A 15272-nucleotide genomic window follows, 5' to 3' on the forward strand; every position below is an offset into this window, starting at 1 on the left:
ATTGTAAGACTGCTATACTTATAGGCATAAATTTTGACATATTTAAAAAGATACTAAAATTTATGCCAACTTATTTGATAAACAAATTACTAACTAGTTACTTAAAACAACTAAAGGCAATAAAATATTGATAGATAACTTGTATTATCTAGTTCATAAATACAACATTGCAAATTGCCCCTGTAAATACACTTATATATGTTAGCTAAACGACAAAATTACATCACATAAATATTAAATACTATTAGGTTAGCTAAATTTAATTTACAAGACAAATTTAAATTTCATCTTTCTTACAAAGCAGAGAGCAAATAAAGCTAAAAAGTGTAAATTTAATACCCTACAACACTCATTCGATCTGCTTAAAAGAATTATTAAATGGTGTTTAAACAACTACTAGAAAAAATAAATTTAAAATAAACTCAAACAAATAACAACTCTATTTTACAAAGTTGTTATTAAAACACTAAGATCTCTTTGTGAAAAAATTTCCAGCTATTTTTAAAACATCATCTATTATAGAGCCGTCTTTGTTTTTATCTAAAAAACTTATCATGACAGACATTAAATCGTTGCTGTTTGAAGCGGAAGATGAGCTAACTTGTCTGTTTAATAATCCAGCAACAAGCGGTGCTATCATGGGAAGTAGTGATTTTATAGCATTTGCATCAAGCCCTAAAGATGAGCCAACCTCATTTGCTAAAGCTCTACTATTATCCTTTGAACCGGTTAAAAACCCAAGCAACTCATTGCCCCTCTTAACATCAAGCTCATTATTTTGTAAATTTGTATGAGTTATGATATCAATTAAACCGCTAGAATCAGCATCAGATTTAAAATTTTCATTGGCTTTTTGCATAAAAATAGGAGCAATTTTTGAAATCACACTGCTTACATCATCGCTACTTAAGCCACTTTTTTGAGCCATCTGATTTATCGTATTATCTCCTAAACCAGATTTTAAGAGCAAATTTAATATATCCATTGTTTCACCTTATCGTTAAATTTAACAACACTAAATAAAAAATTTATTCAAAAAGTATAAATCAAAGCACAAAAATGTGCCTTGATTGAAAATTATGCTAGCAGTCTATCTAGTTGTAATTTTAGATTATTTACATTGTGAGATTGTGCTAAAATAGCTGCGTTTAAATTCATATCGGCTTGATTTTTATCAGCCATATTTACAGCTACATCATCATTTCTCATGCCACTTTCAGCTTGACGCAAAGCAACACTTTGAGTTAAAGAATTTGTGATATTTTCAACTAAAGCATTTTGCGAAGCACCTATATCAGCTCTCATAGAATTTATACTACTCATAAAATCTTGAATGCTTTGCTGAGAGTTAATATCAAGTGAGCTTATCGCACCAGTTATGCTATTTTGATCTAAATTTATATTTTGGCTTGAGCTACCAGTGTAAAACTCCATATTGCCACCAAAAACATTTTTACCATTAAAACTAGCATTTGCAACACTTTGATTCATGCTATCAGTTAAAGCCTGTGCTTCATTTCGTAACATAACCTGCTCTCGATCACTTAATGCGGGGTTATTCGCACGAACAGATAACTCATTTAATCTATCAGCACTTTGTGTTAAATTTGATAATGTGCTATCAGCTATATTTAGCATACCTATCGCATCATTTGCATTTGCTATGCCCTGATTTAAGACATTTGATTGGCTTAGCAAACTATCAGCGATAATCATATCAGCACCATCTACTCCACTTAATGCACGTGTAGCAGCGATATTTGATAGGGCTTTTTCACCAGCTGTTTTTGCTTGATTTGCATTGTTTAGATACTGATTAGAGTTTGTGGCATTTACTTTCATTTTAAACCCCTTTAAATTTTGCCTTATATTACCTTTTTTTATATAAATTTAAGCTTTAATTCTAACCTCTACACTTCTAGCATGAGCAGTTAAACCCTCTGCCTTTGCAAGTGCTATACACTCTTTTGCTACACCTAAAAATCCACTCTCATTCATTGAGATAATAGAGCTTTTTTTCATAAAATTTTCAACCCCCAAAGGAGAATAAAATCTAGCACTACCGCCAGTTGGCAACGTGTGATTTGGACCAGCCAAATAATCACCCATAGCTTCAGGCGTAAAATGCCCTAAAAAAACGGCTCCAGCATGACGTATATCGTCTAAATATTTATGTGCATCATCGACAGCTATTTCTAAATGTTCAACCGCTAATTCATTCATTAAATTTACACACTCATTCATATTTTTGCAAACAACTATCGCCGCCTTATCATCTATACTTTTTCTTGCAATCGTCTCACGCTCAAGCGTTTTAAGCTCACTTTGTATATGCTTTTGCACCTCGTTTGCAAAATTTTCACTTGGGGTTATCAAATAACTTGACGCCAACTCATCATGCTCTGCTTGTGAGAGCAAATCAACAGCTATGTGACGTGCATTTGCACTATCATCAGCTATCACGCCTATCTCACTAGGACCAGCTATCATATCGATATTTACATCACCAAAAACTAACTTTTTGGCAGTTGCCACATAGATATTGCCAGGACCAGTGATAACATCTACTTTTTGTATGCTTTGTGTGCCATACGCCATCGCTGCAACAGCCGATGCACCGCCTAGTTTATAAGCTGTTTTTATATCGCAAAGATGCATTGCTGCTAACAACAGCTCATTTACCACCCCACCAATAGCTGGAGTGCATACAACTATCTCGCCAACTCCAGCCACTAACGCCGGTATAGCGTTCATCAAAAGCGAACTAGGATATGCAGCCTTGCCGCCTGGTATATATAATCCAGCACGATCAACAGGCGTGTATTTTGCACCAAGTACATTTCCAAGCTCATCTTTTTGTGTCCAAGTTTGTGGCACTTTTAAGGCATGATACGCTTTTATGCGGTCATAGGCTAAATTTAGTGCATTTTTAAGCTCATCATTAAGGCTTTCATACGCTTTTTTCATATCATTTATGCTTATTTTAAGATCATCTATGTGCCTTGGAGTCCATTTATCAAATCTAGCAACTTGAGCCAAAAGCATATCGTCTTTGCCAGATTTTACCTCATTTATGATATTTAAAACCACCGGCGTTACAGCACTCATGTCCATATCACTTCTATGAACCAACTTATCAAACTCAGTCTTAAAATTTTCATCTTTTGTATTTAAAATTTTCATATCATTCCTTTATATTTGTATCGCTGCAACTGACTAATATTGCCTAAAACTCCACCCTGATGTATATATAAAATATCATTTTTAAAATTTTTAAAATTTGCCAAAAGCGTAATAAAACCAACTGGATCATATATAAGCTCAAACTCAATGCCGGTTTCATCCCTTAGCTCTTGCCAAATTTTAACCAACTCTGGTTTTAAATCCCCAAAATGATATTTTTTTGGCGGTTGTAAAACTTTAACATCTGAATTTGGCTCGAGTGCATGAATTTGCATCCTTAAATACTCACTATCACCAACGCAAGGACAAGTATATACATCAAACTCACTATATTTAGATAAATAAGCAGCACTTGTTCCAGTGCCACTAGGTAAAAATATATCAAAAATTTTTGAGTGTAATTTTGCATATTCGCTTATAACTTTAGCCTGAGCTTTAAAGCCATGCTGTGCTTGCACCATCGCAACACCTTCGTTGATAAAAAGCATATTATTTGTTTTTGCGTATGCTTTTGCTGCACTTTCACGCTCACTATCTATGTGTAAAATCATACCATTTTGTAAAGCAAAACCGAAATTTCCTATTGGATTTTGACGTAAATTTTCATTTAAGTGCGAGACAAAATAGTGAAATTTTACACCCTTTATCTTAGCAAAAACACTAAGCGAATACATCGCATTTGATTGAGATGAGCCGTGAGAAACGATATCGGTTTTTAAATCTAGATCCAAAAAATACTCTAATTTTCTAGCCTTATTTCCATTAAACTCGCCAAGCAAATCATCTCTTAGTATGTAAAATTTTATATCCCTAAACTCTACTAACCGTATCATTTTGCTTCTAAAATTTTAGCAACTTGCTCTAAGGCTTTTTTGTTTGTAATAAAAAACTTTATCTCAATTCTTCTTGAAGCATCTTTATCCTCAGCACCATCTTTTAGCACCAAATTATTATAACTTCGCCCACTTGAAACAAGTAATCTATCAAGACGACCATCATCACTATACGAGTTTATAAAACGCATTATTTCATACGCTCTACGCTGAGATAGCTCTAAATTGTAACCATAGCTTCCATCACTATCAGTAAAGCCTTCAATCATAATTTGTTCGATATTTTTACTTATCTCTTCATCAGATAAAAGCACTCCAAAATACTTTGTTAATATCTCTTTTAGTTTATCTTTAGACTCACTCTTAAGCTCAGTTTTATTTTTATCAAAAAAATCAGCCGAACGAAGCGTTAAAACACCAGTTTTTAAATCAATCTCATCACCAAAGACTTGTCTTAAAGAATTTATAATCTTTTCATGCAGACCACTTATCTGTTTTACATAAATCTTGGTGGAGTTAATATCACTTAAAAGAGTATCAAACTTTGTTTGTTTTGCATTTATCTCATCTAGCAAAAATGTAATTTTTTCTAAATTTTTTGAATTTTCGTCCTTAAATTTCTCACTATCTAAACTTAATGCATTATTTTTTGCGTTTAAAGCAGAAATTTTGGCACTTAATTCATCTATTTTATTTTGCAATAACTCATTTTTATCATTTATATCACTAATGGTTGAGCTTTGTTTATTACGTGCTTTTGCAAGCTCACTTGTCTTATTCTCTAAGTCATTTAACATAGTTATATAAGTGCTATTTTTATTTTGTAGCTCAGAGTTTTTAAAGCTTAGTTTTACAATCTCATCTTTTAAGACCTTAATCAGCCTTTCATCGCTCAACTCATTACCTTTTTCATCTCTTAAGCTATCTAGCGCTCTAATTACACTTTGTTGTTTATTTACAATAACATCCTGCGTTAATACATACTTTGCAATCACGCCACCCAAAATAAGTATAAAAACAAACAGCAATCCAGCCATCAAATTAGCATACGATATCCAAAAAACTTGCAAGTTTTGTTTGTTATTTATCTTCATTGCTCGGTTTTGTATTTTGAATATTACCAATGACACGCTCTATCTCACCATCTAATTCATTGGAATTTTTGCGTAAATCATTTAACATTATTTCTCTTTCGACATCAATTCTGCTTGGTGCTTCGTCAGTATAAGCATTTTTAAACGCACTCACGCCCTCAATCAAACTATCTTTAAAAGCCTGCATCGATCTGTCTTGTTCTTGCATCATCTTTGTTGCGAAATTTTTAAGACTTAAATCAAGAGATTTTAAATTTAAATCAAATCTATTCACGCTCTTTTCAAAATCACTAACCCTATCGCTCATTAGCTCGTTTAAGCGGTTATATTCAGTTGAAAATAGTCGCTGTGTTTCTTTAAGTGAAGCATTTAGGTCTATTGTTGCACGTAAAATTTCAGTATGAACCTTTACAAACTCATCTTGTTTCACACCAGCCTTATTTAACAACCTAACATTTTGATCTATCTTAATTTGTGCTTCACCAATTAATCTTTGCTCTAATGCTTGTAAATCCTCGTATGATTTAAACTTAGTGCCAATAACATTATCAAGATTTTTAAAAAACTCTTCATTGCTAATTCTGGCAAATACACTTCTAATGTCATCAAAGTGCTGTGATGTCACACTCATGAAACGCTGCTCTAGCTCATCTTTTTGCCAAAAAAATTCACGACTTAACGCTCTTTGCTCTCTTGCAAATTTTTGAAATTTACCTATACCAATTTTTTCAAAAAACATCCACCAAAGTGCCAAAAATATACCATAAATTGACACATAAAATGCCGTTGCTACTGCGTTTAATAAAGCACCAATCTCTCTTTCAACACCAACAGTATCACTTGAGTTAAAGCTAGGCATTGTTAGAGCAATGCTTAAAAATGTCCCTAAAATTCCAAGCATAGCAAATACACCAGCACCAATACTTGCTAAATTTTCATTTCTTAAATCTTTTGTATAATTATCCAAAAACTCATCAAAGTTAGAATTTGATTTTTTAATACCTGAAATTTCAAGCAAACTTGATACTATATAATCTTTTAATCCTGTCTTAAAATCATCAATTTTATTTAGTAATTTATGATATCCAAGCTCGGCACTATGCAGTGCAAAAAACATAGATACAAATATCAAAAAAGCTAGTATTACTACACTATAAAGTTCAATTTTAAATTTTACAACATCAAAATAGCCAAGCAAAACAAAAATAAACACCAAAGCTGGTAAAAAAATGATTTTAAGATAAGTCAAAAAACAAAATGAGCGATCGCCCTGCTCTTTTGTCAGGGCTAAATCGCTATAGTCGCTCTTAATCGCCATTTATTAATTCCTATTTAAGCAATTTAAATCAGAAAAGGCTATTTGTAAGCGCTTAACCATACTCTCTTCGCCAGCTCTTAGCCATTTGCGTGGATCGTAGTATTTTTTATTTGGCTTATCATCGCCTTGTGGATTTCCAATTTGTGCTTGTAAATATGCCCTATTTTTAGCCTCATACTCACGCACACCATCCCAAAATGCCCACTGAGTATCGGTATCAATGTTCATCTTAATTACGCCATAGCTAACAGCATCCTTAATATCGCTAAGCTCACTTCCACTTCCACCGTGAAATACAAAATTTACAGGTTTATTGCTTTTTGTGTTAAATTTCTTAGCAACAAATTCTTGCGAATTTTTCAAAATTTCAGGTCTTAGCACGACATTGCCTGGCTTATAAACACCATGAACGTTGCCAAATGAGGCTGCTATGCTAAATTTATCACTAATCTTACTAAGTCTTTCATAAGCAAGAGCTACATCTTCTGGCTGAGTGTAAAGCAAGGCATTATCAACATTTGTATTATCCACGCCATCTTCCTCCCCACCAGTCACTCCAAGCTCAATCTCAAGGCTTATACCAAGCTCACTCATCCTAGCCAAATACATCTCACAAGTAGAGATATTTTGCTCTAAGCTCTCCTCGCTTAAATCAAGCATATGAGAGCTAAACAAAGCAACACCGTGAGTCTTTTTATACTCAGCTGAAGCAGCTATTAACTCATCAATCCACGGTAATAATTTTCTAGCAGCATGATCTGTGTGAAGTATAACCGGCACACCGTAAGCTTTAGCTAGTAAATGAACGTGTTTTGCACCAGCAATAGCGCCCAGCACATCGCCTTTTTCACACGATTTACCAGCATAAAATGCCGCTCCACCATTGCTAAATTGCACTATTACGGGTGATTTGGCAATCTTTGCTGCTTCTAGCACCGCGTTTATTGAATCACTCCCTACAACATTTACAGCAGGTATCGCAAACCCATTCTCTTTTGCATAAGTGTATAGTTTGCTAACATCATCACCGCTTAATACTCCAGCTTTTACTACGTCCAAAACACCCATAATCTCTCCTTTTACTTATACTCTACTTTCGCTTTTGTGCGTAAGCTTTGAGTTTTTTTCTGGATTACTTCTTGGAATTTTTGCATTTTTATTGTGTTTTCAACCTGAGGTTTTACTTCATTTAGTGGCACTAAACCTGCAGCTTTTAAATCCTCTTTTAGTATTATGTGATAACCAAAATTTGACTTAACAGGAGTTTTTGAAACTTCGCCTTTTTTCATTGCAAATGCAGCATCAGCAAATGGCTTAACCATTTGGCTTTGTCCAAACCAACCTAGCTCTCCACCTTGCTGTGCAGAACCTTGATCTATTGATTTAGCAGCGGCGATTTCAGCAAATTTTTTAGTTAAAGCATCACCTTTTAAATTTTTTAATTCGTTTATAATGCTTTTAGCATCAGCCTCGTTTTCAACTAATATATGTCTAGCACGAACACTTGCTGGCTGATTAAACCTATCTTTATTTTCATCATAAAAGCCTTTAATCTCAGCTTCACTCACTTTGATAGTATCAAAAATCTTTTTAAAGTAAAGCTCACCAGCAATGTTATCTTTAGCTAAATTTAATGCTTTTGAAAACTCTGGATCTTTTTCTATACCAGTAGAACGAGCCTCTTTTAAAAGTAGCTTTCTACCTACAACATCATCAATTAGACGCTTTTTTAGCTCATCACTCATCTGAGCAATATCAACATGCTGTCCTGGCATAGCCTGAGCCAAGAATATCTGCAAATCTTCATCTGTGATGTTTTGTCCATCAACAGTCGCTACAACAGCAGCATTTAGACTAATAGCAGCCACAGCACTAACAAGTGTAGAAAATAGAATTTTATTCATAATAATCCTTAAAATTTTAATGTAAAAATGCAAATTATACATTAACTTTATAAAATTTTTGCTAAAATCGCAAAATGACAAAAAAAGATAAAATTGCAACGATAAAATCAAGATTTTTACAAAACTACAAAAATGCCAAAAGTGAGCTGGTATGGCGTGATAATTTTGAACTAATAGTGTGCGTAATGCTCTCAGCTCAATGCACTGATAAGCGTGTAAATTTAATAACTCCTGAGCTATTTAAAGCATATCCAAACGCACATAAACTAGCAACAGCAAACCTAAGCACTATAAAAACACTAATAAACTCGTGCTCTTTTTTTAACAACAAAGCACAAAATTTAATCAAAATGGCAAAAGCTGTAGTAAGCGAACATGGCGGAGAAATTCCACTACAAAAAGATAAACTTGTAGCCTTGGCTGGCGTTGGAGTAAAAACAGCTAACGTAGTGCTGCTTGAAGCAACTGGTGCAAACGTAATGGCGGTAGATACGCATGTATTTAGGGTTTCTCACAGACTTGGATTAAGTAGTGCTAGCACTCCAGAAGCAACCGAAAAAGATCTAGTAAAGACGTTTAAAACGGATCTTGGCAAGCTTCACCAAGCAATGGTTCTTTTTGGAAGATATACATGCAAAGCATTAAAACCACAGTGCAAAGAGTGCTTTTTGTTTGATTTGTGCAAAAGCAAAGATAAAGTAGCAATTTAACAAACAATATAAATTACTGCAAAATTTAAAGCAATTTGATAGCAAACAAAAATACCTTAGCAAAGCCTCTATAAAAATTCTTTAATGCTATCGCTAAACAATAAAGATTTTATGATTTGTCAATTTTTACAAAGCATTAATAAAAAATAAATTATTTATAAATAACTTAAACTACTTTTGGATAAATTTAATATTTTAAAAACTACTTGACAATACCAAAAGTGCCATACTCTACACTATTTTACTTTACAATATGTCTTAATCGCTCTTTGGACTTTAGAAATTTTAAAACATCGTCTTGCAAGAGTTGCGTTTGTTTAAAATTCCCAAACCCAAAGAGCGAAGGTAGTAGCCAAAGCCAAGCAAAAGTATGTTTATTTAACGCTTTAAATTTTGTTTTTTAATTTCTTAAACAACAAATTTGTTCGTATTTTAATTATTTAAAATGTATAAATTTAGAAATGAAATTTTATTTATTTTGTTTGACTGTAACATCATGGTTAATAAAGTATTTTTTAAAAGCTATAAGTGAAGCAAAATTTAAAATCAACAATAAAATTTACAAGCAACAAGATAATATATCAGGCAAAATCATGCTTAATTTTGCTGAAAATAAAAATATTTAAGCAAAAAATAATATAAATTTAATATTTTAAATTTGCTATTTAAAAACCCTTATCAATTTTAACAAATTCTACTTTCTTAGTATCTTTATAGACAATATTGATTTGCCAAAACTTACATTTTACAAAAAGATTAAAATTTTTACTAAAATATATCCATAATCACATCTGCAAATATCTTAAAAATTTCATCACAAAATAATCAAAACATTTATAAACAAATCATAAATTTTTCAAGTTAAAAATAAAAAGCATCTTTGATAATAGGTAATCAAGTAAATAGATTTATTTTATTTATTATTAAGAATAAATTTAAAGTTTTAGTTGTGACAAAATAGCTTAAAATATGCCATTATTTAAAACTGCGTATTTTAAGCTAATATTAATATAAATTTTAGTTTTTATTCATTTAAGATAGATAAGAGCTCTGCATTATCTTTTGTTTTTAGCATTTTAGCGTATAAAAACTTAAGTGCTTCGACATCTTCCATTGACGCAATCGCTGTGCGAATCGCCCAAATTTTTTGTAACTCATCAGGCTTTTGAAGCAGCTCTTCTTTTCTTGTGCCTGATTTTAAAACGCTAATAGCTGGATAAATTCTACGATCTGAGATATTTCTATCAAGCACGACTTCACTATTTCCAGTGCCCTTAAACTCTTCAAATATTACCTCGTCCATCCTAGAGCCAGTGTCGATTAACGCGGTTGCGATTATCGTTAGGCTTCCGCCATGCTCGATGTTTCTAGCTGCTCCAAAGAAGCGTTTTGGCTTGTGAAGTGCGTTTGCATCAACGCCGCCAGTTAGCACCTTGCCACTTGGCGGAGTTACGGTGTTATACGCCCTTGCAAGACGCGTGATACTATCAAGCAAGATGATGACATCCTTGCCCATTTCAACAAGGCGTTTTGCCTTCTCGATGACTAGCTCGGCAACCCTTACGTGATTAAGTGCTGGAAGATCAAAAGTCGAACTAAAGACCTCGCCCTTGACGCTTCTTTGCATATCAGTTACCTCTTCTGGTCTTTCATCGACTAAAAGCACCATCAAATGTGCCTCTGGGTGATTTTTAGCGATACCGTGAGCTAGCTCTTTCATAAGCTCGGTCTTTCCGCTTCTTGGAGGAGCGACGATAAGCCCACGCTGCCCCTTACCAATAGGCGTAAATAAATCAAGCACACGCCCAGTTAGCTTCATCGCGTCATACTCTAAATGTATCTTTTGAGTTGGAAAAAGTGGCGTTAGGTTATCAAAAAGTGGCCTCTCTTTTGCCTCTGCAAGCGGCATGTAATTGACTGCTTCTATTTTTAAAAGTGCATAGTATTTTTCTTGATCTTTTGGTTCTCGTACTTGACCTGTGACTATATCACCAACACGAAGAGCAAATTTACGGATTTGCGAATTTGAGACGTAAGAATCGTTTGAGCTATCGCTTAAGTTTGCATCAACTGAGCGTAAAAAGCCATAGCCTTCATTTGTAATCTCTAAAATTCCCGTAAATAGTATAAATCCACCCTGTTTCGTCTGCGTCTTTAAAATTTCAAATATCAAATCCTGACGGCGAAACTCACGTGGATTTTCCACGCCTACTGTGGTTGCGATTTGAACTAAATTTTCTAAATCTAGCGTTCTAAGCTCTTCTATTTTATGCCCATCTACTGGGATATGAGTGCGAGTTTGATTTGTTTGGCGTTTTTTGGAATTTTGAGTTTCGGTTTGATTATTTTCTTTGATTTCACTGTTATTGTCTTGCATGAAGCCTCTTTTTGATATTAAAGTAAAAAAGATAATCAAAAAATTAAAACTGATTAAAATTTTGAAAAAATCTGAAAGTGGCGCAGCGGACGGGGCTCGAACCCGCGACCTCCGCCGTGACAGGGCGGCATTCTAACCAACTGAACTACCGCTGCACCTAAAATAAGTAAGCACTTAAACAAACTGCCTAAGTATGGTGGTCGCTACAAGACTCGAACTTGTGACATCCACCTTGTAAGGGTGGCGCTCTACCAACTGAGCTAAGCGACCAAAATAAGATATGGCGACCCTTAGAGGATTTGAACCTCTGTTTCTACACTGAGAAAGTAGAGTCCTGAGCCACTAGACGAAAGGGTCATAAACCCAAAAAAGTGGTGTCCTGTGTTGGATTCGAACCAACGGCCCCCTCATTAAAAGTGAGATGCTCTACCGGCTGAGCTAACAAGACAAAACTAAGTGGCGCAGCGGACGGGGCTCGAACCCGCGACCTCCGCCGTGACAGGGCGGCATTCTAACCAACTGAACTACCGCTGCACCTAAAATTTAAGCTCTTTTGGTGCCTTAACACACAAAAAATAAGCACTTAATGGCAGCTAATCGCCAAAATTTTACAAATTAGCACAAATGGTGGTCGCTACAAGACTCGAACTTGTGACATCCACCTTGTAAGGGTGGCGCTCTACCAACTGAGCTAAGCGACCACTTGCTAATTCTAAGTAAAATGGTGTCCTGTGTTGGATTCGAACCAACGGCCCCCTCATTAAAAGTGAGATGCTCTACCGGCTGAGCTAACAAGACATTACTTAAAAACGAAGTTGCGATTATACAAAAAACAAATGTATTTGTCAAGACTTTATTTAAAAAATATAAATTTTATAAATAAATATCAAAATATGCTTGAATTTTTAAACAAAAATAAATTGGAACATATTAATGTTTATATTTAATTTTTAACCCCAAAACAATCTAAAAGAATTTCCTCTTATCAATTTTAGTAAAACTTGATAGAGATTTTCTTTGTTGTTAAATCTAAATCCACACTCCTTTAAATGTAAAAGAAAACTCTCTCTTTTTATACTTTTAAACTTACTTAATCTATATTTATAATAACCCCAGAAATTCTCAATGCCATTGATATGGTTTTTGTCTTTTGCAAATTAATTTTACCCTATAATGAGCCTTAGCTCTGTTTGCTTGCAGTTGCAAGTGAAACAAATAATCTACCAAACCATCATAGGCTTTCCAAGTATCACTAAAATTGTAGATTTTCCTAGCTTACTAAAATCACTTAAAATAAGCAATAGCTCATCAGCAGAGCATTTCTTAACTATTTGTGTATAGACCTTTTTGTCATATCAAAACTGGTTGTTTTCCACCAGCTCCTTTATCTCTTTTGCCACACACTCTTTTAGCTTTAAAGTGGCTTTTATCTATTTAAATTTCTCAACCCAGTTTGCATTGTTTTTTACATTCTGTAAGCATTAAATTTCTTATTTTGAGAAATTTTTGTTTATACAATTGCGATAAATATTACAAATTTCAGCTATTTTTACAGCTTTTAAATCAAGGTTTTATAGCTACGAGCGAAGCGAAGTAGTTCTTGGAAAGCTACGAGCGAAGCGAAGTAGTTCTTGGAAAGCTACGAGCGAAGCGAAGTAGTTCTTGGAAAGCTACGAGCGAAGCGAAGTAGAAAACACTTTAAAATTTCACGAATTGTTTCTCTGAAATTCTGAAGCAATACATACCTATTTTCATCGATATAATCATGGTTAAAACCACTTTAAAGGTTTTTGATTTGTATTGGAGCTAAAATTTTTAAATTTAAAATAGAAATTTAAAGCAATTTCTTAATCATTTTTGCAAAGTCTCATGCTTGTCTTACATTGTATTAAAAATACTAAATTTCGTATTCTAATCAAACATAAAAACAAAAAGCTTTTATCCAAATCCAAAATAAGGATAAAAGCTGATTTTAATTTATGGTTTTATCTAGCAAAAATGTGTATGAAATTTTTGCCGTTTTCGCGTGATGTGATATAGAAATTTCCGTCCTTTATAGCTATACCAGTCGCATCTGAAACCCCTGAAAAAACAAAGACTTCAACTATTTTTCTACTTTTAACGTCTAGTTTTAATATGCTTGAGTATTGACGAGAAAGCAGATAAACAAACTCATCACTCGCATCAATGCCGGTAATATAATAATCGTTAATATCTCGCCCAGCTTTAATATCCAAAGCTTCATCAAAGCTTGGCACAAACTCGCTTGAAAGCATATTGTCACTATCACTAAAACTAGCTATACTCCAGCTTTGTTTGATATTATCAGGCACGGTAGCTATAAAAAACTCATTATGAAATTTCGAATAATCCCAGCCCAAAATATACTGCTGTTTTGCCCTAACCGTATAATATCTATCTTTAAAATCAAGCGTAAAATTCTCATATCCAGCATACAAATACCGCCATGCTAAATTTGCGTCATTATCGCTTTGCCCTGGCACATGTTTAAAAAAAGCATATGTTTTATTATAGCTCATTATGCCAACCAAGCCATTGTAAAAGCACGAACTTACGCCATCTTCCATCTGTATAATCCAATCTTTTGTGCTTTTTAAATAAGCTTTTTGCTTAAACTCGCTATCAGTTTTAAACAACTCAAGCGATCTGGTTGAAAACAAAAACTCACCATCTTCATAATCAACCCCAGTAACCGCCCAAGTCGTATCAAGCATAAGCTCAGATTTTGAAATTTCAGACAAAACGCTTACATTATTTGTAGCACCTTTGTTAAAATCCAGCTCAAAGCAAAATGCAAAAGCAATCCCAAAAATCAATGATAAAATTTTTCTCATTTTACATCCTTTACTCTGGCAAATATGGCAAATTTGGATTCCAGCTCTCTCTAAAATCCACTTCAAATCCGTCCCAGTGGTCTAACTCCCAAAACCATTTATTAGGATCAGCACTCATGCGTGAAGGCGTCGCTGAAGCTAGATATGGTGGCGGTCCAGCTGTGATAAATGCTTGAATTAGATTAAGTGCCATAATTAAAACAAATACAAATATGGCGATTTTGCCTACCAAAAAGCTTGGTAAAACAGCTCCGTATTCGCCGTTTTCACTTTTGTGCATTATCGAGCCAATATTTTTACCTAAAAACAGTATAACTCCCAAAAATAAAAATACACAAAAATGCACTACAACAACCCAAAACTGAGTGTGAGCCCCTAAAATTTCTAACCCAAAACCCTGCCCTATATCAAGGTATCCACCATAAGTCCCATCAAGACTGTAGTGAGTAAAACCATCGTAAAGTCCAAGACAAGAAAGTAGTATAATCGCCACTAAATATCGTGCCTTAAAGCCATATCTTACAATCAAAAGTGCAAAAAATGATATAGCAACCATGCAAAATCGCTCATGCCAACACATAATGCACGGACTATCTCCCATGCCAAAACCAAGCACAACTACAGCTATACCAACCGGAAGCGCAACCAAAGCAAGTGCCGCTAAGGCAAAAAGGTTGAAAAAATAACGCTCATCATCGCCCCAAGTGGCTGGTATTTTTCTATCATCACTCATCTTTGCCTCCTAAAAATTTCCCATAGGCACAACTGTAAATTTATTTACATATGCCATCATGATGACAAGTATAGCAACCCCAGCCATGCCAAAGCCCACAACTAAGCCATTTTTTTCTGGCTTTAGCCATAAAAATAAACCAGCGATAAAAAACATCGCCACCATTAGAAATTCCATTTTTGTTATCCTTTCATAATGAGATTGTTTATCAATGAAAGAATACTACTATATTTTTTAAATTTATATTAAATATTAAAAAATATAT

Annotated in this window: 13 protein-coding genes, 7 tRNA genes and 1 pseudogene; 1 reads left to right on the plus strand and 20 read right to left on the minus strand. The window is 34.0% G+C overall.

Annotation, left to right across the window (positions count from 1 at the left end; translation table 11 throughout):
* Positions 1-466: 466 nt before the first annotated feature.
* The 8 genes from LQU93_RS07845 to LQU93_RS07880 form a co-directional block, all read right to left on the minus strand.
* Positions 467-985, minus strand: a complete 519-nt coding sequence (locus LQU93_RS07845) for a DUF937 domain-containing protein (protein ID WP_229933336.1) — start codon at positions 983-985, stop codon at positions 467-469.
* Between the two features lie 92 nt (positions 986-1077).
* The gene (locus LQU93_RS07850; protein ID WP_229933337.1) at positions 1078-1842 is read right to left on the minus strand and encodes a flagellin; all 765 of its coding nucleotides are present in this window, start codon (positions 1840-1842) and stop codon (positions 1078-1080) included.
* A gap of 48 nt (positions 1843-1890) precedes the next feature.
* Complete coding sequence (hisD, locus tag LQU93_RS07855; RefSeq protein ID WP_229933338.1) at positions 1891-3183, minus strand: histidinol dehydrogenase; 1293 nt, start codon at positions 3181-3183, stop codon at positions 1891-1893.
* Entirely contained in the window at positions 3180-4016 is an 837-nt protein-coding gene (locus tag LQU93_RS07860; RefSeq protein WP_229933339.1) for a 1-aminocyclopropane-1-carboxylate deaminase, read from the minus strand. The genes hisD and LQU93_RS07860 overlap by 4 nt, the downstream gene beginning before the upstream one ends.
* Positions 4013-5110, minus strand: a complete 1098-nt coding sequence (locus LQU93_RS07865) for an OmpA family protein (RefSeq protein ID WP_229933340.1) — start codon at positions 5108-5110, stop codon at positions 4013-4015. Before LQU93_RS07865 ends, LQU93_RS07860 begins: the two co-directional genes overlap by 4 nt.
* A complete protein-coding gene (locus LQU93_RS07870) occupies positions 5097-6428 on the minus strand; it encodes a MotA/TolQ/ExbB proton channel family protein (protein WP_229933341.1) in 1332 nt (443 codons plus the stop codon). Before LQU93_RS07870 ends, LQU93_RS07865 begins: the two co-directional genes overlap by 14 nt.
* Positions 6429-6431: 3 nt before the next feature.
* Positions 6432-7496 carry a class II fructose-bisphosphate aldolase gene (gene fbaA / locus LQU93_RS07875; RefSeq protein ID WP_229933342.1) on the minus strand — a complete coding sequence of 355 codons (1065 nt, stop codon included), beginning with the start codon at positions 7494-7496 and terminating at the stop codon, positions 6432-6434.
* Positions 7497-7507: 11 nt separating this feature from the next.
* On the minus strand, positions 7508-8332 hold the full coding sequence (locus tag LQU93_RS07880; RefSeq protein ID WP_229933343.1) for a peptidylprolyl isomerase: 825 nt from the start codon (positions 8330-8332) through the stop codon (positions 7508-7510).
* A 74-nt stretch (positions 8333-8406) separates the two neighbouring features.
* Here LQU93_RS07880 and nth point away from each other — a divergent pair, with 74 nt between their 5' ends.
* A complete protein-coding gene (nth, locus tag LQU93_RS07885) occupies positions 8407-9042 on the plus strand; it encodes an endonuclease III (protein ID WP_229933344.1) in 636 nt (211 codons plus the stop codon).
* A 1024-nt stretch (positions 9043-10066) separates the two neighbouring features.
* On the opposite strand, the gene rho is transcribed toward nth, so the two are convergent.
* The 12 genes and pseudogenes from rho to LQU93_RS07945 form a co-directional block, all read right to left on the minus strand.
* A complete protein-coding gene (rho, locus tag LQU93_RS07890; protein ID WP_418884081.1) occupies positions 10067-11398 on the minus strand; it encodes a transcription termination factor Rho in 1332 nt (443 codons plus the stop codon).
* Positions 11399-11497: 99 nt separating this feature from the next.
* Positions 11498-11574 (minus strand) — tRNA-Asp (locus LQU93_RS07895).
* 39 nt (positions 11575-11613) lie between these two features.
* A tRNA-Val gene (locus LQU93_RS07900) sits at positions 11614-11689 on the minus strand.
* Between the two features lie 11 nt (positions 11690-11700).
* A tRNA-Glu gene (locus LQU93_RS07905) sits at positions 11701-11776 on the minus strand.
* A 15-nt stretch (positions 11777-11791) separates the two neighbouring features.
* A tRNA-Lys gene (locus LQU93_RS07910) sits at positions 11792-11867 on the minus strand.
* A 9-nt stretch (positions 11868-11876) separates the two neighbouring features.
* Positions 11877-11953: transfer RNA gene (locus tag LQU93_RS07915), tRNA-Asp, on the minus strand.
* 91 nt (positions 11954-12044) lie between these two features.
* A tRNA-Val gene (locus LQU93_RS07920) sits at positions 12045-12120 on the minus strand.
* Between the two features lie 21 nt (positions 12121-12141).
* Positions 12142-12217: transfer RNA gene (locus tag LQU93_RS07925), tRNA-Lys, on the minus strand.
* A 152-nt stretch (positions 12218-12369) separates the two neighbouring features.
* Positions 12370-12984: pseudogene (locus LQU93_RS10050) on the minus strand (IS1595 family transposase); the annotation flags it as partial.
* A 420-nt stretch (positions 12985-13404) separates the two neighbouring features.
* Positions 13405-14274 carry a hypothetical protein gene (locus LQU93_RS07935; RefSeq protein WP_229933346.1) on the minus strand — a complete coding sequence of 290 codons (870 nt, stop codon included), beginning with the start codon at positions 14272-14274 and terminating at the stop codon, positions 13405-13407.
* A 10-nt stretch (positions 14275-14284) separates the two neighbouring features.
* Positions 14285-15007, minus strand: a complete 723-nt coding sequence (locus LQU93_RS07940; protein ID WP_229933347.1) for a disulfide bond formation protein B — start codon at positions 15005-15007, stop codon at positions 14285-14287.
* 9 nt (positions 15008-15016) lie between these two features.
* A complete protein-coding gene (locus tag LQU93_RS07945; RefSeq protein ID WP_229933348.1) occupies positions 15017-15184 on the minus strand; it encodes a hypothetical protein in 168 nt (55 codons plus the stop codon).
* Positions 15185-15272: the final 88 nt, after the last annotated feature.

Source organism: Campylobacter majalis, from assembly GCF_905120465.1.
GTDB classification, from domain to species: Bacteria; Campylobacterota; Campylobacteria; order Campylobacterales; family Campylobacteraceae; genus Campylobacter_A; species Campylobacter_A majalis.